Raw genomic sequence first — 21,406 nt, forward strand, 5'->3', positions numbered from 1 at the left:
GGTTGCTTCTGAAAATGGAAGTTTGCAGCTATTGCCGACGCTTTCGCGGAGGGTCTCCCGCGGTAACGGTGGAGGAGCCGACAATCGCTTTCAGCAGCAGCATCGCTGCTCCAATGAACATGAGGGTGGAGACGACCCAGCAGGCAGTGGCCGTATCGCGCTGCGCGGTGTTCAGGGCAAAAGAGAAGATGAATCCGCTGGAAACCAGCAGGAGGACTCCGGGAATTCGTGTCTTCATCATGTGCCTTTGCAGTGGAGGATTAGGTCAAACGATCGCAGAACATAATCGCTATCGTGTTGAATAACATCCATCTTGCCACAAATCCATCGACTTTACGATAGGCCTTAAGGCGGATATTACCTTGGGATATCCTGTGTCCGGCTATTGATGCAGGCAAAGCTGCTTGGCTGCTAGATGCAGGAATTCAGCAGTTTCCCGATCGCGGCGTGCTCTGCCTTGGTCATCCAAACTCCGTATTTGGCTTTTACCTGGGTCTGCCGCGAGACATAGTCGCAGCGGAAATTCTTGTTCGGCGGCAGCCACGATGCGGCGTCCTTGTCGCCCTTAGCGGCATTAGTCGGCCCATCGGAAGCCAGCAGGTTCAACGGGTCGTTGGCAAATTCCAGTCGGGTGTCGGCATCCCAGCCCTGCGCTCCCTTTTGCCAGGAATCGGACAACGCGACAACATGGTCGATCTGCACCGCGGTGCTGGTGCCTTGGCCACGCTTGAATTCAATGGTCTTGCCCGTATAGGGATCATCGAACCGTCCCCTCAGGACAACGCAGGGTCGAGCGGCCGACTTATAGGTCACGTCCACCAAATCTCGCGACAGGATGTCGTTGCGCGCGTCGCATCCATTGCGGTCCGGATCTTTCCACCCCTTGCCGAACTTTGCTCTGTCGTAGCCGGTTTTCGGCGCGCGGCCCTTCACAGCAATTTCGTCGAGCAGTTCGAGGGATTCCGCATAGATCTCACGTTGCACTGCGGTGCTTGGGGCAGGTGCGCCTTGCGCATCAGGCAGGGGAGGGAACTCTGCGCTATCCAGTGAAGAGCACGAACTGAGTACAAGAGTGGATACGAGGGTGAAAAACGCTAAGGTGCGACGCAGCAAACGCATGCGGTGGTACTACTCCTAAAAGTGGCCGGTGCTTGAGCATGAAAATGCCTCTGACTTGAACTATAGGCAGTGGGGCTGACGATTTAGCCGTGCCTGCTTCGTGTGGTGGCGTGACTTTGAATGCACAGGCATAAGAGACTGCTGCTATTCAAGCTCGGAAGAACTCAGCCCTGGGAAATCGTGCTCGAAATAGTCCAGGATCTCTTGGGCTGCGTAGTAATCCAGCAGGTGCGGGGCGCTGAGCGGGAAGACGGAGCCGCTTTGCACCGAAGGCAGCTGGGCTAATGATTCATCCGCGGTAAACTCCATGGCGGTTTTCTTGTTCGCCGCCAGCAGGAAGGTGGCATCGCCAGTGAGCGCCGCTGGCAGGTCTTGGTAGCTGACGAAACTGAAATCCTCCCTTGGCTGCGTGGACGTGTCGAACTGCTTTGGCGTTGAAACCACGGTGAAGCCGAGTCCACTCAGCAGCTGTGCGTACGGCCCGGCGGCCTTGGCGATCGGAGAGGTGCCACGGGCAGCATAGGAAATGAGCGAGGCGGTGGTTCCGGAAGGGATTGACAGCTTCGCTCTCAGTGTTGAGATCCGTTCGGCAACGGCTGCGGTGTTCTGCTGTGCCTTGTCTTCGGTGCCGGTGGCTTCTGCCAGCAGTTTTGAAAGTTCGTTCCAATCCTTATCCGCATAGTCTAAGACAATGGTTGGTGCAATCTTTCGCAGCGCATCAATCTTGCCTAATTCGGAGTCTGCGCCTGTCGCAGCCACGACGATGAGATCAGGCTTCTGTTCGGTGATTTCTTCCAGATCGAACTTTCCAACTTCATAGAGCGGATCGACTTTGCGGGCCGAGGCAACATCAGCCCAGTGCTTGAAGAAGCCGTCGCGATCAGCATCTGGTCCTTCCGGTGCCGTCGCGCTGGCAATGACCGGCGCGTCCAGGGCCAGCAGAGAGCCCGTTAGCCCTACCGAGGTCGAGACGATGCGTTCAGGTTTTGCCGGGATCCTTACGGCGTTCTGCATTGAATCCGTGAACGTGCGAGGCCAGTGCCCGACTTCAAATGCCGCTGTGCCCGTATCCCGCGCTGGCTCGGCAGGTGTCGTCGCGCACGAGACAAGGGAGAAGGCCAATGCGCTGATGGACAAGGCAACTGCGATTCGTGACAAGCTGGGGCGCACTAAAGTTCTCCTAGGCCGATGGCCAAAAACTGGCCAGGCGGCATATGACGGCAATGTATTACTCGAAATCTCTTTCCGAACCCATTTTATGTTCCTCAGTCGCAGGCACGCCCTTGGCGCAAGAACAAATGGATCACGTTGACTGCGCAAATTGCTGCTTCTTGCGCATGGGGCCGCGGAAGAGCCATTGCCGATGCCGACGCTCATGCTGCCTGGTCTTTAGCGGCGCAACCTCTCTTCACGGAGGGTCCAATATGAGGAAATATGGGTGGAACGCTTGTCGAGGTGCCAGTGCCGGGCGACTTGGCTGATCTCCTTGACCGCGGAACGCTCTGCATGAGCGATTAACCCAATCCGAAGATGAGGCAGCGGCAAGGAGCGTAGCTCATCGGCCAGCAATATGCTGCGTCCCGCCGAAGTCCCATCGCGCGGCAACCAGCGCAAATCAACTCCAGGAGGATGTTTCACGTCAAACATTGCGTCCCGATCCGCAACTTCGAGCAGCGCCATGCCGTGCGCGTCGGCGGGCAATGCTTCCAGAGCCTTGCAGATCGCCGGGATGCCCGCTTCATCTGCTGCCAGCAAATAATAGTCGGCGTTCAGTGACAGCGAGGACTTGCTGCGCGGTGGCGAAATGACCAGAGGAGCCCCGGGCTGCACCGTTCCGGCCCAATGTCCAACGGTGCCCGGCTCGCCATGAACTACGAAGTCGATGGCAATTTCCGGGACAAGCGCGTCGATCCATCGGATCGTGTACGACTTGGAACGTGGAACTTTTTCGCGGGGCAGGCGTTGGCGCAAGGCACGCATGTCATAGGGAGGCTCGAGTCCAAGGGCAGGATCAGCGACAAAGACTTTGACATATTCGTCGATTGCTCCGTTGGAACGGTAGCCATCCAGATCCGGGGCTCCGGCGATGATGCGCACCATCTGGTTATTCAGCCGCTCTACCCGGGTGATCGTCAGAACGTGCTGATCAACCTTTTTCCTTGGCGGTTCTTGATATCCCAGGGCAGGGGTGTGCCTTGCGATGGGCTCTTCATAGGTTTCCGCGTAGCTGCGCGTTTCCGTAGGGACTGCGGGTGGCGGCGCAAGTGGGGCGGGCGAGGCCTGCGCCGGTGCGTGGTGGTAGTGCTTGAAAGAGGTGCGCAGTGTCTTGTCCAGGACCTTGCGTGCAGCGGCAAGCGCCGCAGCGGCACCGGCACGTTCGGCAGCTGCCAGCAGTTCGTCGGTTTGCTGCTCGTTGAGCATCGAGTTGTCGCCGATATTCCGGTACAACTGCTCCTTGGCCACCGCGTATCCGGCCTTCGCTCCGGCCTTTTCTGCCTGAGCGAGGACTTCCAAGGTGAGCCCTTCCCTGGGTGTCACCGTGTATTGCGGACCGTAGCTCTTGTACTTGTGATGCTTAGACATGGTGTGCCCCTAACCCGGCCGGTGTGAGCACCCGCCCGTATGCCTGAGTATGGGGGATATCGGGCATGGAAAACAAGTCATTATAATTTGCAAACGCCAAGCGCTCTCGGCCTGGTGCCTTGGTCATTTCTACCGCGGAATTCCGCGGATTATTCGATATTCGATTCATTCGACAATGAGCAGATCCGGTCACTAAAATTAGCCCCATGTCTGATAGCTTGCCACCGTGCCCTGAATGCTCCAGCGAATACACCTACGCCATGGATGCCCTGTTGGTCTGCCCAGAGTGCGCGCATGAATGGAATGCTGAGACCGAACACAGCGAAACCGCCGAAGCGGTGATCAAGGATGCGGTCGGCAATGTGCTGCAGGACGGTGATACCGTCAGTATCACCAAGACCATGAAGGTCAAGGGCGCGCAAAGTGCGTTGAAGGCCGGAACCAAGGTCCGCGGCATCCGATTGGTCCAGGGTTCAGGCGATCATGACATCGTCGCCAAGATCGATGGCTTTGGGCAGATGGAGTTGAAGTCTTCCATCGTCAAGAAGATCTAGTTTTCCAATCCGGAGTCCCATAAGCTGCCAAAATCCTCCGAGGGAAAGCATCCCGAACTCAGACGCTCATCGCAGATCCCGCAAGTGGCACGCCCATCGCTTCTGTCTGACGCTGGGGAATATCCGTGAAGTGTTGACGGAAGCAGGCCGCGGGAACAAGACTCGTGCTGGAAGGAAGGTTTCAGCAGCGAGGGGTTCGTCATGGATTCAGCAAGCGAGGACGAAAAGCTCGACGCGTTAATCATCGGGTGGGGCAAGGGCGGCAAGACCTTGGCAGGAACCCTGGCCCGGGCCGGCCAGCGGGTGGCAATCATCGAGCAGTCATCCCAGATGTATGGCGGGCACCTGCATCAATATCGGTTGCGTCCCCACCAAAGCGCTGATCCATGATGCCGAAAACCGGGATGGCAGCGGATATGACCAGAAGATTTTCGATGCGGCAGTCGATCGCCGGGACAAACTCACCGCCAAGATGCGCGCCAAGAACTTCGCCATGCTCGACGACCTGGACTCGGTGCTGGTGGTCAACGGCACGGCGGCATTCACCGCGCCGAAGCGCATCAAGGTCAATGCCGGTTCAGAAGAGCTGGAACTGAGCGCAGAAACGATCATCGTCAACACCGGTGCCCTTCCGGCGGTCCCGGAAATCGACGGCGCGCAGATTGGCGGGCGGGTGCATGATTCCACCACCATCCAGCACGCCCCGTTGCCCAAGACCCTGGCCGTGGTGGGCGGCGGATATGTCGGCATCGAGTTCGCGTCGATGTTCGCCCAGTTCGGATCAAAGGTCACGGTGCTGGATCGCGGAAGCCGTGCACTGTCCAAGGAAGATGCGGATGTGGCTGCCGAGGTCCAGGGGTGCTTGGAAGATGCGGGAGCCGAGATCATCAGCTCGGCCTCGGTGCACTCGATCGGCCAGGACGAGCACAATGCCACCGTCAGCTATGAACGCGAGGGCGAGGTGCATCGGTTGCAGGTGGATGCGGTGCTGATCGCCCTGGGGCGCGTGCCGAACACTGCCGGCCTGGGCCTGGAAGCGGCCGGGGTCCAAACGGGTTCCCGTGGGGAAATCGTGGTGGACGAGTTCCTGGCCACCAGTGCCCCGGGCATCTATGCCGTGGGGGATGCCAACGGCGGCCCGCAGTTCACTTACATTTCCCTCGATGACTACCGGGTGCTGGCCAGCCGGCTGCTGGGCGACGGATCGCGCAGCACCAAGGACCGGGCGGCCGTTCCGTACACCATCTTCACCACCCCGCCGCTGGCACGCGTCGGCTTGAGCGAAAAGCAGGCGGCGCAGCAAGGGCTGGACACCAGGATCGCAGTGAAGAAAGTTGCGGAGATTGCGGCAATGCCGCGCCCCAAGATCGTTGGTGATCCGCGGGGAATCATCAAGTTCGTCATCGATGCGCGCAGCGATGAGATCCTCGGCGCGGCGTTGATGCACGTGGACTCCCAGGAGGTCATCAACCTGGTGGCACTGGCCATACGGCAGCGCATGGGCGCTGCCGAACTGCGCGACCAGATCTTCACCCACCCCTCGTCCACCGAAGCGCTGAACGAGGTGCTCGGGCAGCTAGGCTGAGGCCTGGATTTGTGCGGAGCTGATCAGCTCGGCGAGCTCGGCCAGCGGCTTGTTTGCACCGAAGGCAGGCTGGCCAGGCTGCAGGCGCAAGCCTTCGTCCAGGGAACCGATGGGCAGCGGGTCGAAGCCGAACTCGTCAACAATCCGTGCCACCTGCTCAACGTCTTCGGACAGATCCCCGGCCACCGCTATGGCCTTGCGGCGCTCGGCGCCGGACGGACGGGCCTCGTCCTCCAGCTCGTGGTAGCCCATGTGGTTGAAGGCCTTGACGATCCGCGAGGCTGGCAGGAAGTCCTGGACCAGGGTGCTGGTGGAGACCTCCGGATCGTTCAGGTCCTCGCGGATGCCGTCGGTTTCCCACCAGTAATTCATCGCATCGATCACCAGCTTGCCCTGAAGCTCGACAACCGGAAGGTTCCGGTATTTGCCCAGCGGCAGGGCAAGGATGGCGATATCGGCGTCCCGTGCGGCGGTTTCCGGGTCCACGGCCACCGCTCCGGGAGTGAGGATCTCGATGGTCAGGGCAATGGGGCCGGGGTCGCCGGAGCCGGCGATGAGCACCTTGTAGCCGGCTTGCACCGCGCGGCGGGCAAGGACCGTGCCGATCTTCCCGGCACCGAGGATGCCGATGGTCTGCTGAGCCATTTTCTCTCCTTCAGGCATGTTCGCGAATCCGTTCCTAGCTCTGGGCGAGCATGTCGCGCACCAGCGGGATGACCTTCTCGCCGTAGAGCTCCACGGCACGCAGGCGGGCGCCGGCTTGCACCGCGCCGCCGGAGTAGATCAAATCGAAACGGCCGATATCCAGGGACTTGATGGTCTTGGCGATCTTGCGCGCAACGGTTTCCGGCGAGCCGACGTACAGTGAGCCTTCGCTGATCTCATGCTCGAATTCTCCGCGGCTCATCGGGCTCCAGCCGCGGCTGGAACCGATGCGGTCGCGCTGCTCCTTGTAGGCGTCGAACATGTTCTCGCGGGCCAGCTCGTCGGTTTCTGCCACGAAGCCGGGGGAGTGCAGGCCCACGGGCAGGGTTTCGTGGCCGAACTGGTCGTTGGCCCGGCGGTACAGGTCGATGTAGGGGGCGAAGCGTTCGGGCGAGCCGCCGATCACCGCGAGCATCATGCGGAATCCGTAGTGCGCGGTGCGGATGACCGACTGCGGGGAGCCGCCTACGCCCACCCAGGTGTTCAAGCGGCCTGACTCGGTCTTCGGGAAGACATCCATGTCCACCAGCGCCGCACGCTTGGTGCCCTGCCAAGTGACGGGCTTCTCGTCGAGCAGCTTGTGGAACAGGTCGATCTTCTCGTCGAAGAGCAGATCGTAGTCGGCCATGTCGTAGCCGAACAACGGGAATGATTCGGTGAAAGAGCCTCGGCCCAGCATGACCTCGGCACGGCCGTTGGATAGCGCATCCACGGTAGCGAAGCGCTGGAAGACGCGGACCGGATCATCTGAGGACAGCACGGTCACGCCGGATCCGAGGCGGATCCGCTCGGTCGCCGTGGCAATGCCGGCCAGTACCGTTTCGGGGCTGGAGATGGCGTATTCCGGGCGGTGGTGCTCGCCTACGGCGATCACGTCCACGCCTGCCTGGTCGGCAACGATGGCCTCCTGGACGGTGGCGCGGATACCCTGCGCGTGGGTTGCCAGCTTGCCCGTTTTGTCGCTGGGCACGTCGCCGAAGGTGTCAAGGCCGAATTCGATAGTCTCGCTGGCGGTCATTGCCTGTTCCCCATTTCAAATACTCGGTTGATGCATCAATTATCACTCAATGTCATTGACGTGTCAACCACTTTAGTTCGGCCTTCTCCAGCTGATTCATTGGGGGCTGCAAAGGAGCCAAACTGCAACGGATTCGTGCTGGATTGGGTTCACCGCGCATGGCTACGGTAGGAAAACCATTCGTTCGAGTCTGGCGAGGAGGAATCACCATGCGTATTCAACGACCCTCTCCAGCGCCACTGGCGCTCGTTCTTGCGGTGCTCATGCTCGCTGCCGGCTGCAGCCAAGGCCCCGGTGGCGAGACGGCCGAAAGCCCGGCGCCGCCAACCAGCGCTGGCGCCGAAACCTCGGCGTCGCCAACTAGCCCTGCCGCATCGACACCGGCGCAGAGCACGGAGCCGGCGGCAAGCGTCGCGGAGCCAACTACAGCGGCCCTGACGCTGTTCTATGTTGCCGTGGGCGATGAAGGGAAGTCGGGGCCGCAGATCGGCTGCGGCGACTCGCTGGTCGCGACCGAAACGGGGCCAGAGGAATTTACCAGCCAAATTGAGGCCTCGATTGACGCGCTTCTCGATGATGAGGAGGAAATGCTCGGAGAATCCGGGCTGCGCAACGCGTTGGCCGGCTCCGATCTCGACTACGTTTCATCGGCAGTGGATGGCGATGTGGTGACCGTCGAATTGAGCGGAACCGTGAGCTCCGGCGGCACTTGCGATGATCCGCGCATTATCGGACAGCTCCAGTACACCGCGATGACCGCGGCCGGTACCGGCGAGGCCCGGATCCTTGTTGGCGGAAAAGAGCTCGAAGAAGTGCTCAGTGCCAAATAACCAGCCTAGGCAAAACGGCGGCCCTCCTCAATGAGGAGGGCCGCCGTTGACAGGTTGGCTGGAGCCTAGCCGAAGTACTTCTTCATGGTGCCTTCGGATGCTTCGCGCAGCTCGTCCACCGATACGGTGAACTCGCCCTGGATTTCCAGGGCGCCGGACTGCGCATCGACAATGCCCAGGCGGGCCACGGTGACGCCGCGGGCGCTGGTCATGTCGTTGAAGCGGACCTCTTCGCTGCGTGGAACCGCAACCAGGGCGCGGGCCTGGGACTCGGAGAACAGTGCGGTGAAGGAATCAAGCCCGTCACGCTGCTTGATCTCGTCCAGGGCCACGCGGGCGCCGACGCCGTAGCGCAGGACCATCTCGGACAGCGCGGCAACCAGGCCGCCCTCGGACAGGTCGTGCGCCGCGTCGATCATGCCGTCGCGGCTGGCATTGATCAGGATCTCGCCCAGTTCCTTTTCGGCTGCCAAATCGACCTTCGGCGGCAGGCCGCCGAGGTGGCCGCGCAGGTTCGCGTACTCCGAGCCGTCCAGCTCATCGGTGGTGGTGCCGATCAGGTAGATGGCCTGGCCGTCGGCCTCTTCTCGCCAGCCCGATGGGGTGCGGCGGGCGACGTCATCCAGCTTGCCCAGGGTCGCAACCACCGGGGTCGGGTGGATGGCCTTGTTGCCGGTCTGGTTGTACAGCGAGACGTTGCCGCCGGTGACCGGGACGCCCAGCTCCATGCAGGCGTCCGACAGGCCGCGGATGCCCTCGGCCAGCTGCCACATGACATCCGGGTCCTCGGGGGAGCCGTAGTTCAGGCAGTCGGAGACGGCAGCAGGAACGGCGCCGGAAGTGGCGACGTTGCGGTAGGACTCGGCCAGAGCCAGCTGCGCGCCGGCGTACGGATCCAGGTAGGTGTAGCGGCCGTTGGCATCGGTTGCGATGGCCACGCCGAGGCCGGTGGACTCGTCGATGCGGACCACTCCGGCATCATCCGGGGCGGCCAGCGCGGTGTTGCCGCCGACGTAGCGGTCGTACTGGCTGGTGATCCAGGACTTGTCGCACAGGTTCGGGCTGGCGATCAGCTCCAGGGTGGCGGCCTTCAGTTCTTCGCCGGTGGCCGGCAGGTTGGCGCCGGCTGCCGAGGACTTGAAGGTGTCGGCCTGCAGCGCGTCCTGCCACTGGGGGCGGGCGTACGGGCGGTCGTAGACCGGTCCGTCGTGGGCGACGGTCTTCGGGTCCACGTCGACGATGACTTCGCCGTCCCAGGTGATGATCAGCCGGTCGGTGTCGGTGACCTCGCCGAGCCAGGAGTACTCCACGTTCCACTTGGCCATGACTGCCTCGAACGCCTCGACGTTCTCTGGGGTCACCACGGCCATCATGCGTTCCTGGGACTCCGACATCAGGATTTCGCCCGGGGTCAGGGTGGAGTCGCGCAGCAGCACGTTGGTCAGCTCGACCTGCATGCCGCCTTCGCCGTTGGAAGCCAGTTCGGAAGTGGCGCAGGAGATGCCCGCGGCACCCAGGTCCTGGATGCCCTCGACCAGCGAAGCCTTGAACAGCTCCAGGCAGCACTCGATGAGCACCTTCTCGGCGAACGGGTCGCCGACCTGCACGGCCGGCCGCTTGGATGGCTTGGTGTCGTCGAAGGACTCGGAGGCCAGCACGGAGGCGCCGCCGATGCCGTCGCCGCCGGTGCGAGCGCCGAAGAGCACTACCTTGTTGCCCACGCCCGAGGCGTTGGCCAGGCGCAGGTCCTCGTGGCGCAGCGCGCCGACAGCCAGCGCGTTGACCAGCGGGTTGCCCTGGTAGATCGGGTCGAATACGGTTTCGCCGCCGATGTTCGGCAGGCCCAGCGAGTTGCCGTAGCCACCGATGCCGGAGACCACGCCGTGCACCACGCGCTGCGAGTCCTCGTGGTCGATCGCGCCGAAGCGCAGCGGATCCATCACGGCGATCGGGCGGGCGCCCATGGAGATGATGTCGCGCACGATGCCGCCGATGCCGGTTGCGGCGCCCTGGTAGGGCTCCACGAAGGAAGGCGAGTTGTGGGACTCGATCTTGAAGGTCACGGCCCAACCGTCGCCCAGGTCGGTGACACCGGCGTTCTCGCCCATGCCGACCATCAGGTCCTTCTTCATCTCCTCGGTGACCTTCGCCCCGAACTGGCGCAGGTGGTTCTTGGTGGACTTGTAGGAGCAGTGCTCGGACCACATGACCGAGTACATGGCCAATTCAGCGGCGGTCGGACGGCGGCCGAGAATCTTGACGATCTCGGCGAACTCGTTCTCCTTCAGGCCCAGCTCTGCCCAGGGCAGTTCTACATCCGGGGTGCCCGCTGCGTTATCGACGGTGTCGATATTGAATTCCTTAGTGGCTTCCTGGCTCACTTTTTGCCTCCAACAAGGTGGGTCAGAACACTGGTGAAGAATGCCAGGCCGTCGGTGCCACGGTGATCCGGGCCGAAGCCGGCTTCGATGGCATGCTCCGGGTGCGGCATCAGGCCGACAACGTTGCCCGCCTTGTTACTCACGCCGGCGATCGAGCGGCGCGAGCCGTTCGGGTTCCAGCCCACGTAGGAGAACGCGATGCGGTTCTCGGCTTCGAGCTCGTCCAGCACCTTCTCGTCAGCGACGTACTGGCCGTCCTGGTTCTTCAGCACGATAGTGATCTCCTGGCCCGCTTCGAACCCGTTGGTCCACGCGGTCTGGTTGTTCTCCACGCGCAGCAGCTGGTCGCGGCAGATGAACTTCAGGTGATCGTTCTTGATCATCGAACCGGGCAGCAGGTGCGACTCGGTGAGGATCTGGAAACCGTTGCAGATGCCCAGCACGGGCAGCTTGGCATCGGAGTTCGCGGCATCGGCGATCTTCGCCATCATCGGTGCGAAGCGGGAGATCGCGCCGGCACGCAGGTAGTCGCCGTAGGAGAAGCCGCCGGGGATCACCACGGCGTCGACGTCCTGCAGGTCGGTGTCGGCGTGCCACAGGGACACGGCTTCGGCACCGGCGGCGCGCACTGCGCGCGCGGCGTCGCGGTCATCGAGGGTGCCCGGGAAGGTCACCACGCCGATGCGCGCTCCGGAAATTTCGGTGCTTGGCGTTGAATAATCGCCAATCAGGGGAAGTTCGGCGCTCATTAGTCTTCGACTACCTCGACGTTGACGACATCTTCGATCACCGGGTTGGACAGCAGGGTTTCTGCTGCCTCGCGAGCCTGTGCGAGGATTTCTTCGGTCACCTCGCCATCCACTGACAGTTCAAAGCGCTTGCCCTGGCGGACAGCTTCGAAGGAGGTGAAGCCTAGGCGGGGAAGCGCTCCCGCAATGGCCTTGCCCTGTGGGTCAAGGATTTCTGGCTTGAGCATGACATCTACAACGATGCGGGGCATCCGGCATATCTCCTGTTGGCGAGGTTAAGTTAAATGCCACACGGAGATGCCGTCTCACACCAGGGGGATTTGGCGCTCCGCGAGCTTGCCCTCATAGTCTACCCGTGAATGTGACAGGGAAAACGTGCCTGTGTGCGATAGCACCGATATCTCGCGGTTTAAGTCATGTGATCTTTGGCTCACGCGAATCCGGGCAGCGCCTGGCGCGTATGCTGAAACTGTGAAAAATGCTAGTCAAGCCGTCTGCGCCTGCCGTGTTCTGGACGCCGCGAAACTGTCCTACGAAAACTGCTGCAAATCGTTGCATGACGGACGGGAAGATGGTTCGGTGCTGCCTGAGACCGCAGAGCAGCTGATGCGCTCGCGCTACAGCGCGTTCGTGCTGGGGCTGGAACAGTATTTGCTGGCGACCTGGCATGAGAGCACCAGGCCCAAGGAGCTGGAATTGGATGCGCAGCTGCGCTGGAGGGGTTTGGAGATCATTTCAACCCGCGCCGGCGGTGCAACAGCCTCCCGCGGGGTGGTGGAATTCGCCGCGCACTACCTCGATGGACGGCATGAAGCGCAGCAGCATGAGGTGAGCACCTTCGTGAAGCAGGACGGGGCCTGGTACTACCTCGACGCGCTCTAGGATCGGGGGTTCTGCCGCTCAGCGATTCGCCGCGGCCTGCAGCATCGTCAGCATCTGGGTTTGCTGGCGTTCACGCGCCAGCTTGAACGCGTCGGAACCGGAATGGTCCTCCAGGTGAGGGTTGGCCCCGTGGGTAATCAGCAAGCGCGCGATAGTGATGGCGTTGGTGGTGCCTTGGCCCAGGACAATGGTTTCGTGCAGGGCAGTCCAGCCCAGGTCATTGACCTGGTCGACAGGGATCCCGGTGCGCAGCAGGTGGCGTACTGCCTGGACCTGGCCATTCTCGCTTGCGACTGCCAGCGCGGTGCCGCCCATGCGATTGACCGAGGCGAGGTCCGCTCCGCCGTCAATGAGCATCTTGAGCGTTTCAACCTGGCCATTAGCGCTGGCACGCAGGAACGGAGTCTCGTAAAAGTCGTCCTTCTTATTGGGATCCGAACCGGCCTTGAACAGTTCCTTGGCAATGGCATGGTTCTTGTTGATGACAGCACGCATCAACGCGGTGCGACCGGACTGGTCTTGCGCATCAACGTCGGCACCCTTCTTCAATGCCGCCTTGACGTCCTTCAGCTTGCCCGCGTTCACCGCAGCGAAGAGCTGGGTAGTGGACTTGGGCATGCCGGCCGATGCGCTGGGAAGGGCCTTGATGGACGCGCCGGTGTTGGCACCTGAAGCCAGCGGCGAGAGCGTTGTCTCGGAGCTTTCCGGGGTGGCAGGGCTGCTGGTCCCCTGAGCCGGATTGCCCGGCGTCGTGGTCGGTGCGGTGGTGCCGCTTCGAGTGGAAGCCGGAGCCGGGAGGCTGGAGCCAGATGCGGCCTTGCCCGGGGTAGGCAAGGAGGCTTCGGCTGATGTGCTGGAGGCAGGGGCAGAAGCCGGGTTGGAAGCAACTTCTTGGGCCTGGGGCGAGGAAGCGGAACAGCTGGAGCATGCGCCCATGATCGCGGCCAGCGGTAGCGCCAGCAATGCCAATCCACGGCGGTTCGTGGTGGGACCGGTATGAAGTGCCATCTGTCCTTTCGCGGTTCAACAACCCATCCCGGAATGGTTTTCGCACCATCCAGAGACTCTGCTCAGTAGCTTTTGATCACTTGCGAGCTTAGCGGCCAAAGCTGAAAATTTGCGGTCAATCGGCGTCGAGATTGCTCTGTGCCCGGCCCCTGCCGATCTTCGCTAAAATCATTAGCACCATGGAATGCCTTTACTTTTCTGCCTCCCGTTGCCGCTCGTGCACCTTGATGACGGTGCCCTACACCCGGCAACTGCAATCAAAAGTCGAGGATTGCCAGCAGCTGCTCTCCGGCTTCCAGTCCCTGGAATTCCTTCCGCCCCAGGCCAGCAACGAGCAGGGTTTCCGCAACAAGGCCAAGATGGTCATTTCCGGGACCACCGAGCGGCCGACCATCGGGATCCTGGATGCCGACGGCCACGGCGTCGATCTGCGCAACTGCGGTGTCATCGCCGCGCCGTTGCGTGCGGTGTTCCCGGTCATCGAGCAGTTCATCCATGATCTGAAGCTCATTCCCTACGATGTTCCCAAGCGCAAGGGCGAACTGAAGCATGTGATTCTCACCCTGTCGGACACCGGCTCGGTGATGGTCCGCTGGGTGCTGCGCACCAAGAAGCACTTTGTCGCGCTGCGCGATTCGCTGCCGCAGTTCCTCGAGCAGCTTCCGCGCCACAGCGTGGTGTCGGTGAACTTCCTGCCCGAGCACAAGGCGGTGCTTGAAGGCGAAGAGGAAATCATCCTGACCCGCCGCAGCACCTTGGAATTCGGGCTGAACGGCGTTCCGATGCATCTGCGTCCCCAGGGCTTCTTCCAGACTAATAGCGAGATCGCCGCCGCGTTGTACCGCCAGGCCCGCCAATGGATCAACGATGCCAACCCGGAAAGCGTGTGGGATTTGTACAGCGGGGTGGGAGGTTTCGCGCTGCACTGCGCCGCCGAGGACCGCACCGTGTACGGGATCGAGACCAGCGCGGAAGCTGTCGAAGCGGCCAAGACCAGCGCGAAAGCCATGGAACTGGAAGACATCCACTTCAAGGCCCAGGACGCCACCGAATTCGCGCTGAATGCCGGTTGGGCGCCGGACGCGGTCATCGTGAATCCGCCGCGCCGCGGCATTTCCGCGCAGCTGGCGGCGTGGCTGAACGAGTCGGATGTCCAGCACGTCATCTACTCCAGCTGCAACGCGAAGTCGCTGGCCAGGGACCTGGAGCGGCTGGATAACTACACCCCGCAACTGGCCCGCGTGATGGACATGTTCCCGCAGACCAGCCACTACGAGGTCATCGTGAAGCTGGAGCGCAAGGCCGCCTAGCGATCCAGGGTTGCGGTGCGCCGGTCAAGGCGCCCGACAATCTCATCAACAAGGTGCGGGTCGATATTCGGTTCGCGGCGGGCCTTGAGCAGCTCGTCGCGGGCGGCTTCCAGCGCGATGGCCTGGATCGAATCCGCCTTGGCGATCACCGCACGGATCCGCGTGTACTTCTCGTCCGAGATCGCATCATGCGGATCCGGGTCCTTGGCCAGAATGGTGTGCAGCGAGTTCATGCGCCGGCGCACCGCCTGCTGGTAGTTCTCCGGCAGCTCTTCCAGCTCGACGTTCTTGCGCAGCGCCGACAAGGCGACGGCTTCGGCACGGCGGGCCAGGGCGCGGCGGGCGCGCTTGGTGTCCTGCTCGTTATTGTGCAGCTTCAGCACGCGCATCAGCGCCGGCAGGGTCAGGCCCGGCAGTACCAGCGTGCACAGCAAGACAGAGCAGGCGGCCACCACCACGAAGTTGCGGCCCTCGATGGCAGTGCCATCGGCCGTGACCTTGGGCAGCGCCAGTGCCAGGGCCAGTGTTGCCAGGCCGCGCATGCCGCACCAGGTGAGCACCAGCGCGTCCTTGCGTGCAGGAATCGCGGGCTTGGCGCGGTTGGGCAGGTAGTAGGTTCCCAGCATCCACAGCGCACGCACGGCGATGACCACGAAGCAGATCGCGGCAATGCCTGGGATGAAACCGATCAGGTTGCTGCCTTCCTCCTGGATCACCTGGTTCATCTCGATGCCCATCAAGCCGAAGGCCAAGCCGGTGGCCAGCAGCTCGAGCACTTCCCAGAAGGACTGCCGGGTCAGGCGTTCGGCCGAGTCCTGGGGACGGTCGCGGCGTACCATTTCAAGGGCCGTGACCACGACCGCGATGACGCCGGAAATATGCAGCTCCTCGGCAATCATGTAGACCGCATAGGGTGCCACCAAGGTCGCTGCGCAACGTGCCGCCAGGTTGGGAACGAAGCGGTTCAGAGCGCCGATGGCCCAGCCCATGGCCAGGCCCAGGACTACGGCGCCTGCGGCGCCAAGCAGGAATTGCGGAATGATCTCGAGCCCGACCTCCGAGCCATTCAGGGTTGCCTGCACTGCCAGCTGGAAGATCACGATGGCCATGGCGTCGTTGAACAGGCCCTCGGTTTCCAACAGGGAGGTCAGGCGCCGCGGCATCTTCACCTTGGTGGCAATGGCATCCACTGCCACCGGGTCGGGCGGGGCGACAACGGCACCCAGGGCCAGCGCCAGCGGAACGGAAACGATCGGGGAGAAGGCCAGCGCGGTGGCGGCCACCGTGCCTGCTGTCACCACGACCAGCACCACAGCCAGCCTGATCAGGGCCTTCCATCGGAAGCGGAACACCGACCAGCTGCTGCGCTGGGCCGTAGCGAAAAGCAAAGGGGGCAAGAAGATCGGAAGGATCAGTTCCGGCTCGATGTGCATTTCGGGCATGAACGGCAAGAAGCCCGCCAACGTCGCGAAAATCAGCATCAAGATCGGGTAGGGCAATTTAATGCGTTCCCCGACGCCGACAATCAGAATCGTGGCGAATAGCAGTGCGATGATCAGCAGGAAAAACTCCATAGTCTAACTATTCTAGTTTTTCCACGTCCCTAATCGGGATTATTGACTTATCGTTTCACTGGACCGAGGAGAAATGCCGCGGTGTCCCAGCGCTCGATGGCGCAGCCGTTATGCCGCGAGAAACTCGCATCGACCGGATCGCCTTGCAGCGTTCCATTGACTTCGGCCCGCTGCGGCCCGCCATAGATTTCGGTGCAGATCTCGTCCGGACCGGGCTTTCCGGTGATGACGCCGGGTTCAAGCTCGAGCTGCAAGCAGGCCTTGGACGCGTCAGGAAGGGTGCTGGAATCAGCGGCTTGCTCGCCAGAGCATTCCAAGGTGTACTGCTGCGAGATTTCGGTGCCGTCATCGCGGATGGTGATTTCCAGTCGGGTGCGCGTTTCATGGCCGCTGCTGACGGCGCAAGAAGCCAGCAAGAGGCCCACGGCGCTGGCCGCGATGCCGGCCAGCAGCAGGTGGTTTCCGCGTGCTGCGCCCATGCATCCATGATGCCCCGGCCCTAACCAGAGTTCTAGTCTTCAGGGGAGATTGGCAGGTTGTTGGCGACGTCCAGCAATTGCTTGCGCAGCGCATCGGCGCGCTGCGCAAATTCCTTTTGCAACCGCACATACTCGGCCTTGCCCTCGGGAGTTTCAATCCGGATGGGTTCGTGGCCCCAATCGCCCAAATCATAAGGGGAGGCCTGCATGTCCATGGTGCGGATGTCCCAAGCAAGCTCGAAGCAGTCCATGACCAGTTCGCTGGGTACCGCCGGGGAGAGCTTGTAGGCCCATTTGTACAGGTCCATGTTGGCGTGCAAGCAGCCGGGCTGTTCCAGATCGCGCTGGGTTTCCCTGGTTGGCTGCAGCTCGTTGAGCTCGATGGCCTGGGGTGCGTAGAAGCGGAAGGCATCGAAGTGGGTGCAACGGATCTTGTGGGTTTCCACCACTTCATCGGTTCCCTGCGCGCCCAGGCGCAGCGGGAGGTATTCATGGCGGATGCCGTTTTCCTCCGACTTGTAGGCCATCGCCCACTCGTGGAGGCCGAAGCAGGAGAAATTGCCTGGACGCTGAGAGGTGCCGGCCAGGATGATTCGGGCGAACTCGATGGCGCGTGCGCGCGCCTTGCCGAACGCCGGCGCATCGAATTGGTAGCCCGTGCCGTGGCTGCCCTGGACAACGCGGTAGAACTTCCAGTCGCGGCGTTCTTGGGCGGCCTCTCCGGTGAGAACCACGTCCATTCCGGGATGCCATCGGTAGAGCTGGCCAGGCTTTTGCGTGTAGTAGGTGAACAGGAAATCCTCGATAGGGTGCTTCTTGCCTTTCATGCGCCGATCCACGAAAGGTTCGCCAAAGGCCCGCGCCCGTGCTTCATGCTCGGCGGCATCAGGCATCCACTGCGAGGGTTCCAAAATGGTGGCGGTCAGAGGCATACTTCTAATTATTCAATTCATGGGCCGATGAAACCAGTTTGGTACGCCAACTCACACTTCCTGGAAAAGGGGGACGCGATGCAAGACTTTCCTGTCTGGGAACCGCCCATGGGCGGTACCGAGCAGCAGCATCTGTTCGGGATGCTCGACAGGCTGCGCACCACTTTTCGGTACAAGGCCGACGGGCTGGACATCGGCCAGCTGGCCACGAAGCTGCCCAGCAGCCAGCTGAGCCTGGGCGGATTGCTGCAGCACCTTGCCCTGGTCGAAGACGAGAAATTCACCTACTTCATCGCCGGGCAACGCCCCGAGGTGCTCCTTGAGCTCACAGCCGACGGGCGTGAGCAGTTCGTTGTGGATCTGGACGAAGATCCGGAGGTCCTTTACCAACGCTACGACCATGCGGTGGCCAAGAGCCGGAAAATCCAGCAGTCGATCATCGAGGAAGGGACGCTGGATGCGGACTCGGGATTGGAATTCGAAGGCAAGCATGCGTCGATACGCAGAATCATCTGCGATCTGATCGAAGAGTACGGCCGGCATGCAGGGCATGCAGATCTCCTGCGGGAAGCAGTTGACGGGCGAGTGGGCGAAGATGCTCCGTGGGATTATCTGCCCGCGTGGTACCGGGAGTAGCGCCTGGAAGGCGGAACTTCCCTTCCTCCGCTGGAGTTTCCAGAGGCCTGGAACCTTGGCGGGCCTTTGAGCCGGTGCCGGTTCAGCGCGACTTATGGAAGAAACCTGAAAGCCCGTGGGGAAAACATGTCCCTGCCCCTACGATTGTGCCATGAACATTGTGCGCTCCAGCCAGCTGCCGACATCCGCTCCCGTCGTTTTCGACTGGTTCTCGCAACCCGGTGCCATCCAGCGGCTCCTGCCACCGTGGCTTCCGCTGAAGGTCATCGAGGAAGCGGGCTCGCTGAAGGACGGAACAGCCGTCTTGGGTCTTCCCGGCGGATTGCTGTGGAATGCCAAGCACCAGCCCGATGGCTTCTCGGAGAACCGCAGTTTCGTCGACCAGCTCGAACCGGTTGGGCTGCGCGGCCTTCCTGCACGTGCCGTGCGGTGGCGGCACGAGCATTACTTCGAGCCCGCTGGGCCGCAGTCCACCACTGTGCGCGACTGCATCGAGTCGAATATGCCCGGGCGGCAGATCGAATCGATGCTCGCCTACCGGCACCGCCAGTTGGCGGACGACTTTGCCGCCCACCATCGCGCAGCGCAGTCCGGGCTGGAACCGCAGGTGATCGCCGTAACCGGCTCAAGCGGACTGGTCGGCCAGGCCCTCTGCGCCTTCTTGTCCACCGGAGGGCACCGGGTCATCAAGCTCGTGCGGCACGCGCCGAACACCGCTAGCGAACGGCGCTGGGACCCAGCGGACCCCGACGAAAGCCTGCTCGAAGGGTGCGATGCGGTCATCCATCTGGCTGGGGCGAGCATCTTCGGACGATTCAGCCAGGCCCATCGCCAGGCGATCGCCTCGAGCCGCATCGAGCCCACCCGCTCCCTCGCCCTGCTGGCGGCACGTTCAGATGTCCGTACCTTCATCAGCGCCTCGGCCATCGGGTTCTATGGCGCTTCAGCCGGAGCGGACCCGCTGGACGAGTTCGATTCCCCGCCGGCCGGCACCCCGGACTTCCTCTCCGGCGTCGTGCAGCGATGGGAGCAAGCCGCCGAAGAAGGCGGCGGTTCAATGCGCCGGGTGCAGATCCGCACCGGTGTCGTGCTCAGCCCCAAGGGCGGGATGCTCGCTGTTCTGCGCCCGATATTCTCCGCAGGCCTGGGCGGACCCTTGGGCGGTGGACAGCAGATGCTGTCGTGGATCGGCCTTGATGACCTGCTGGACATCTACCATCGCGCGCTCTGGGATTCGCAATTGGCTGGCCCCGTCAATGCGGTAGCGCCGCAGCCAGTCAGCAACGCCGAATTCACCCGGGCTCTGGCGCGCGCGGTGCACCGGCCCGCCGTAATACCAGTCCCCGGTGCTGCCCCGAAATTGGTGCTTGGCGCCGAAGGATCGCAACTGCTGGCCATGGCCGATCAGCGGATCGTCCCGCGCAAGCTGCTTGATTCCGGGCATCAATTCCGCAACGAGCGGATAGACCTCGAACTGGCCCATAGCCTCGGCACGAGATAGGTGCTGGAACCGCCTGCCACGCTTCGAATGCTCCAGCGCTAGGTAGCTGCAGGCAACCGGGCTCGCCCAGCCGGGTGCAGGCGAATTGGAGATAAGCCAGCCAACAGATTATCATTAGCTTAGCTAGATAATAGCCAATCTAGATAAGTTTTTACATCTGCCGGCTCCGGGAGGAGCTTGCCCATGCTGGCAGTTGTTCCAGGAGAAAGTGTGGAGGATCCTGATGGGAAACATGTCGGTAGCCCCGTTCGATGCAATCCTGTTGATGTCGTTTGGCGGACCGGAGAAGCCAGCTGATGTCCTTCCCTTCCTGCAGAACGTCACTAGGGGACGAGGGATTCCAGATGAACGTCTCGAAGAGGTGGGCGAGCATTACTACATGTTCGGTGGAAAATCACCGATCAACGAGCAGAACCAGGCTTTGCTGCGGGCGCTCCAAGATGAATTCGCGAGCCGCGGCATTGATGCGCCGCTGCTCTGGGGCAACCGGAACTGGGAACCGTATCTCGCTGAAGTGGTCGGTAACCATGCGCGCATGCACGGCTCGCGCAGGTTCCTGGCTATTGATACTTCGGCATACTCCTCGTATTCCTCTTGCCGGCAATACCGGGAGGATTTTGCAGGTGCCGTGGCCGCACTGGAAGCAGAAGGCATCGAGGTGATGATTGACAAAGTCCGCCAGTACTATAACCACCCGGGATTCGCCCAGGCCCAGCTCGAATGCCTCCGGCGAGGGCTGGCAGATCTCAAGCGGCTTGTCGGCAGCCTGGATCGCAGTCGCCACAAGATCCTCTTCGTAACCCATTCAATTCCGACGGCGATGCAGAAATCATCGGAGAAGTTCACCGCTGGCTACCAGGGGCAGCATGAAGAGCTCATGGCGTGGCTTAGCGGGGAATTGCATGGAGATGAACAATTGGATGCCGAGCTGGTGTTCTGCTCCCGATCCGGATCTGCGCACACCCCTTGGCTGGAACCGGACATCAATGACCGCATGCGCGAGCTTTCGGAATCTGGAACTGAAGCGGTACTGGTGGTTCCGCTAGGTTTCGTCTCCGACCACATGGAGGTGAAATTCGATTTGGATACCGAAGCGGCGCAGACAGCGCGTGAGTTGGGGATGGCGTTTCTCCGTGCCGATAGCGTCGGTATTTTGCCCGCCTTTGTCAGCGGCTTGGTCGATTTGGTCCTGGAACGCGCAGCTCAAGTGCGTGGAGAGCACCCGGAGCAAAGAACCATCTCCGGCAGCAAGGCGCTGGGCCCGGGCAGCGGTGCCTGCTCCCGGAATTGCTGCGAAGGCACCAGGGGAAAAAATACTGTTCCGAATTGGAACGTCGATAAGCCCGCAAGCTAGGCAGGCGGTTGCTTGCCAGCGATCACGGTTGGCTGGCAAGCCTCCGGAACTGCAACGGTCCCCGTTGGGTCCGGAAATCGTGTGCCCGGGATGATGATCCCGAGTGCCGCGGGCTACGAAACAGGGCCGGCCTTCCGAATCATCGATGATTGGTTTCTGCTGGATCGAACCTGGCTTTGCCGACCCTGCGTGGCCCGCGGACGCTC

At 62.0% G+C, this 21,406-nt stretch carries 22 protein-coding genes; 9 read left to right on the forward strand and 13 right to left on the reverse strand.

Annotated features, from left to right (window positions below):
- Positions 1–28: 28 nt before the first annotated feature.
- The 4 genes from ACLQ8T_RS01400 to ACLQ8T_RS01415 form a co-directional block, all read right to left on the reverse strand.
- A complete protein-coding gene (locus ACLQ8T_RS01400) occupies positions 29–241 on the reverse strand; it encodes a hypothetical protein (RefSeq protein WP_038991944.1) in 213 nt (70 codons plus the stop codon).
- Between the two features lie 170 nt (positions 242–411).
- Positions 412–984, reverse strand: a complete 573-nt coding sequence (locus ACLQ8T_RS01405; protein WP_338085733.1) for an HNH endonuclease family protein — start codon at positions 982–984, stop codon at positions 412–414.
- 279 nt (positions 985–1,263) lie between these two features.
- Positions 1,264–2,496, reverse strand: coding sequence for a Fe2+-enterobactin ABC transporter substrate-binding protein (fepB, locus tag ACLQ8T_RS01410; protein ID WP_413455448.1), 1,233 nt, complete (start codon positions 2,494–2,496; stop codon positions 1,264–1,266).
- A 12-nt stretch (positions 2,497–2,508) separates the two neighbouring features.
- Positions 2,509–3,702 (reverse strand): siderophore-interacting protein, encoded by a 1,194-nt coding sequence (locus tag ACLQ8T_RS01415; protein ID WP_413455449.1) that lies wholly within the window; start codon positions 3,700–3,702, stop codon positions 2,509–2,511.
- Positions 3,703–3,908: 206 nt separating this feature from the next.
- Here ACLQ8T_RS01415 and ACLQ8T_RS01420 point away from each other — a divergent pair, with 206 nt between their 5' ends.
- From ACLQ8T_RS01420 to ACLQ8T_RS01430, 3 genes are all read left to right on the forward strand, one after another.
- Entirely contained in the window at positions 3,909–4,256 is a 348-nt protein-coding gene (locus tag ACLQ8T_RS01420) for a zinc ribbon domain-containing protein YjdM (RefSeq protein WP_413455450.1), read from the forward strand.
- Between the two features lie 201 nt (positions 4,257–4,457).
- A complete protein-coding gene (locus ACLQ8T_RS01425) occupies positions 4,458–4,646 on the forward strand; it encodes an FAD-binding protein (protein WP_413455451.1) in 189 nt (62 codons plus the stop codon).
- Positions 4,591–5,841, forward strand: a complete 1,251-nt coding sequence (locus ACLQ8T_RS01430) for an FAD-dependent oxidoreductase (protein ID WP_413455452.1) — start codon at positions 4,591–4,593, stop codon at positions 5,839–5,841. Before ACLQ8T_RS01425 ends, ACLQ8T_RS01430 begins: the two co-directional genes overlap by 56 nt.
- Here the strand turns inward: ACLQ8T_RS01430 and ACLQ8T_RS01435 are convergent.
- Together ACLQ8T_RS01435 and ACLQ8T_RS01440 are read right to left on the reverse strand one after the other, a co-directional pair.
- On the reverse strand, positions 5,833–6,486 hold the full coding sequence (locus ACLQ8T_RS01435; RefSeq protein WP_413455453.1) for an NADPH-dependent F420 reductase: 654 nt from the start codon (positions 6,484–6,486) through the stop codon (positions 5,833–5,835). The two genes, ACLQ8T_RS01430 and ACLQ8T_RS01435, sit on opposite strands and share 9 nt — an antisense overlap.
- Positions 6,487–6,520: 34 nt before the next feature.
- Positions 6,521–7,564, reverse strand: a complete 1,044-nt coding sequence (locus ACLQ8T_RS01440; RefSeq protein WP_413455454.1) for an LLM class flavin-dependent oxidoreductase — start codon at positions 7,562–7,564, stop codon at positions 6,521–6,523.
- A 209-nt stretch (positions 7,565–7,773) separates the two neighbouring features.
- Between ACLQ8T_RS01440 and ACLQ8T_RS01445 the strand changes: the two genes are divergently transcribed.
- A complete protein-coding gene (locus ACLQ8T_RS01445) occupies positions 7,774–8,394 on the forward strand; it encodes a GerMN domain-containing protein (RefSeq protein WP_239543155.1) in 621 nt (206 codons plus the stop codon).
- Between the two features lie 65 nt (positions 8,395–8,459).
- On the opposite strand, the gene purL is transcribed toward ACLQ8T_RS01445, so the two are convergent.
- Genes purL through purS form a run of 3 tightly spaced genes read right to left on the reverse strand, consistent with a single transcriptional unit; the run spans position 8,460 to position 11,775 of the window.
- A complete protein-coding gene (gene purL / locus ACLQ8T_RS01450) occupies positions 8,460–10,775 on the reverse strand; it encodes a phosphoribosylformylglycinamidine synthase subunit PurL (RefSeq protein WP_413455455.1) in 2,316 nt (771 codons plus the stop codon).
- Positions 10,772–11,524 (reverse strand): phosphoribosylformylglycinamidine synthase subunit PurQ, encoded by a 753-nt coding sequence (gene purQ / locus ACLQ8T_RS01455; protein ID WP_038991934.1) that lies wholly within the window; start codon positions 11,522–11,524, stop codon positions 10,772–10,774. Before purQ ends, purL begins: the two co-directional genes overlap by 4 nt.
- Positions 11,524–11,775, reverse strand: coding sequence for a phosphoribosylformylglycinamidine synthase subunit PurS (gene purS / locus ACLQ8T_RS01460; protein WP_038991933.1), 252 nt, complete (start codon positions 11,773–11,775; stop codon positions 11,524–11,526). Before purS ends, purQ begins: the two co-directional genes overlap by 1 nt.
- Before the next feature lie 220 nt (positions 11,776–11,995).
- On the opposite strand from purS, the gene ACLQ8T_RS01465 reads away from it, so the two are divergent.
- Entirely contained in the window at positions 11,996–12,406 is a 411-nt protein-coding gene (locus tag ACLQ8T_RS01465) for a YchJ family protein (RefSeq protein WP_413455456.1), read from the forward strand.
- 18 nt (positions 12,407–12,424) lie between these two features.
- Here the strand turns inward: ACLQ8T_RS01465 and ACLQ8T_RS01470 are convergent, their stop codons facing one another.
- On the reverse strand, positions 12,425–13,414 hold the full coding sequence (locus ACLQ8T_RS01470; protein WP_413455457.1) for an ankyrin repeat domain-containing protein: 990 nt from the start codon (positions 13,412–13,414) through the stop codon (positions 12,425–12,427).
- A 179-nt stretch (positions 13,415–13,593) separates the two neighbouring features.
- Between ACLQ8T_RS01470 and rlmC the strand changes: the two genes are divergently transcribed.
- The gene (gene rlmC, locus ACLQ8T_RS01475; protein WP_413455458.1) at positions 13,594–14,724 is read left to right on the forward strand and encodes a 23S rRNA (uracil(747)-C(5))-methyltransferase RlmC; all 1,131 of its coding nucleotides are present in this window, start codon (positions 13,594–13,596) and stop codon (positions 14,722–14,724) included.
- Here the strand turns inward: rlmC and ACLQ8T_RS01480 are convergent.
- From ACLQ8T_RS01480 to ACLQ8T_RS01490, 3 genes are read right to left on the reverse strand one after another with little or no spacing between them, the layout of a single operon-like run.
- On the reverse strand, positions 14,721–16,298 hold the full coding sequence (locus tag ACLQ8T_RS01480) for a cation:proton antiporter (RefSeq protein WP_413455459.1): 1,578 nt from the start codon (positions 16,296–16,298) through the stop codon (positions 14,721–14,723). The genes rlmC and ACLQ8T_RS01480 overlap by 4 nt on opposite strands.
- 47 nt (positions 16,299–16,345) lie before the next feature.
- Positions 16,346–16,777, reverse strand: a complete 432-nt coding sequence (locus ACLQ8T_RS01485; protein ID WP_413455460.1) for a hypothetical protein — start codon at positions 16,775–16,777, stop codon at positions 16,346–16,348.
- Positions 16,778–16,809: 32 nt separating this feature from the next.
- A complete protein-coding gene (locus ACLQ8T_RS01490) occupies positions 16,810–17,709 on the reverse strand; it encodes a 3-methyladenine DNA glycosylase (RefSeq protein ID WP_413455461.1) in 900 nt (299 codons plus the stop codon).
- Between the two features lie 78 nt (positions 17,710–17,787).
- Here ACLQ8T_RS01490 and ACLQ8T_RS01495 point away from each other — a divergent pair, with 78 nt between their 5' ends.
- The 3 genes from ACLQ8T_RS01495 to ACLQ8T_RS01505 all read left to right on the forward strand — a co-directional run bounded on the left by ACLQ8T_RS01495 (position 17,788) and on the right by ACLQ8T_RS01505 (position 21,200).
- Complete coding sequence (locus ACLQ8T_RS01495; RefSeq protein ID WP_413455462.1) at positions 17,788–18,345, forward strand: DUF664 domain-containing protein; 558 nt, start codon at positions 17,788–17,790, stop codon at positions 18,343–18,345.
- 151 nt (positions 18,346–18,496) lie between these two features.
- A complete protein-coding gene (locus ACLQ8T_RS01500) occupies positions 18,497–19,846 on the forward strand; it encodes a TIGR01777 family oxidoreductase (RefSeq protein ID WP_413455463.1) in 1,350 nt (449 codons plus the stop codon).
- A 223-nt stretch (positions 19,847–20,069) separates the two neighbouring features.
- On the forward strand, positions 20,070–21,200 hold the full coding sequence (locus ACLQ8T_RS01505; RefSeq protein ID WP_204720164.1) for a ferrochelatase: 1,131 nt from the start codon (positions 20,070–20,072) through the stop codon (positions 21,198–21,200).
- Positions 21,201–21,406 lie beyond the last annotated feature (206 nt).

Source organism: Glutamicibacter sp. FR1, assembly GCF_047300825.1.
In the GTDB taxonomy this organism is placed as follows: domain Bacteria; phylum Actinomycetota; class Actinomycetes; order Actinomycetales; family Micrococcaceae; genus Glutamicibacter; species Glutamicibacter nicotianae.

Excerpts from the sequence above, each read along its gene's own strand:
- ACLQ8T_RS01400 (WP_038991944.1), bottom strand. The coding sequence starts at position 241 with ATGATGAAGACACGAATTCCCGGAGTCCTCCTGCTGGTTTCCAGCGGA.
- fepB (WP_413455448.1), bottom strand. The coding sequence starts at position 2,496 with ATGAGCGTCGGCATCGGCAATGGCTCTTCCGCGGCCCCATGCGCAAGA.
- ACLQ8T_RS01415 (WP_413455449.1), bottom strand. The coding sequence starts at position 3,702 with ATGTCTAAGCATCACAAGTACAAGAGCTACGGTCCGCAATACACGGTG.
- ACLQ8T_RS01420 (WP_413455450.1), top strand. The coding sequence starts at position 3,909 with ATGTCTGATAGCTTGCCACCGTGCCCTGAATGCTCCAGCGAATACACC.
- ACLQ8T_RS01425 (WP_413455451.1), top strand. The coding sequence starts at position 4,458 with ATGGATTCAGCAAGCGAGGACGAAAAGCTCGACGCGTTAATCATCGGG.
- ACLQ8T_RS01430 (WP_413455452.1), top strand. The coding sequence starts at position 4,591 with ATGGCGGGCACCTGCATCAATATCGGTTGCGTCCCCACCAAAGCGCTG.
- ACLQ8T_RS01435 (WP_413455453.1), bottom strand. The coding sequence starts at position 6,486 with ATGGCTCAGCAGACCATCGGCATCCTCGGTGCCGGGAAGATCGGCACG.
- ACLQ8T_RS01440 (WP_413455454.1), bottom strand. The coding sequence starts at position 7,564 with ATGACCGCCAGCGAGACTATCGAATTCGGCCTTGACACCTTCGGCGAC.
- ACLQ8T_RS01445 (WP_239543155.1), top strand. The coding sequence starts at position 7,774 with ATGCGTATTCAACGACCCTCTCCAGCGCCACTGGCGCTCGTTCTTGCG.
- purQ (WP_038991934.1), bottom strand. The coding sequence starts at position 11,524 with ATGAGCGCCGAACTTCCCCTGATTGGCGATTATTCAACGCCAAGCACC.
- purS (WP_038991933.1), bottom strand. The coding sequence starts at position 11,775 with ATGCCCCGCATCGTTGTAGATGTCATGCTCAAGCCAGAAATCCTTGAC.
- ACLQ8T_RS01470 (WP_413455457.1), bottom strand. The coding sequence starts at position 13,414 with ATGGCACTTCATACCGGTCCCACCACGAACCGCCGTGGATTGGCATTG.
- rlmC (WP_413455458.1), top strand. The coding sequence starts at position 13,594 with ATGGAATGCCTTTACTTTTCTGCCTCCCGTTGCCGCTCGTGCACCTTG.
- ACLQ8T_RS01480 (WP_413455459.1), bottom strand. The coding sequence starts at position 16,298 with ATGGAGTTTTTCCTGCTGATCATCGCACTGCTATTCGCCACGATTCTG.
- ACLQ8T_RS01485 (WP_413455460.1), bottom strand. The coding sequence starts at position 16,777 with ATGGGCGCAGCACGCGGAAACCACCTGCTGCTGGCCGGCATCGCGGCC.
- ACLQ8T_RS01490 (WP_413455461.1), bottom strand. The coding sequence starts at position 17,709 with ATGCCTCTGACCGCCACCATTTTGGAACCCTCGCAGTGGATGCCTGAT.
- ACLQ8T_RS01495 (WP_413455462.1), top strand. The coding sequence starts at position 17,788 with ATGCAAGACTTTCCTGTCTGGGAACCGCCCATGGGCGGTACCGAGCAG.
- ACLQ8T_RS01500 (WP_413455463.1), top strand. The coding sequence starts at position 18,497 with ATGAACATTGTGCGCTCCAGCCAGCTGCCGACATCCGCTCCCGTCGTT.
- ACLQ8T_RS01505 (WP_204720164.1), top strand. The coding sequence starts at position 20,070 with ATGGGAAACATGTCGGTAGCCCCGTTCGATGCAATCCTGTTGATGTCG.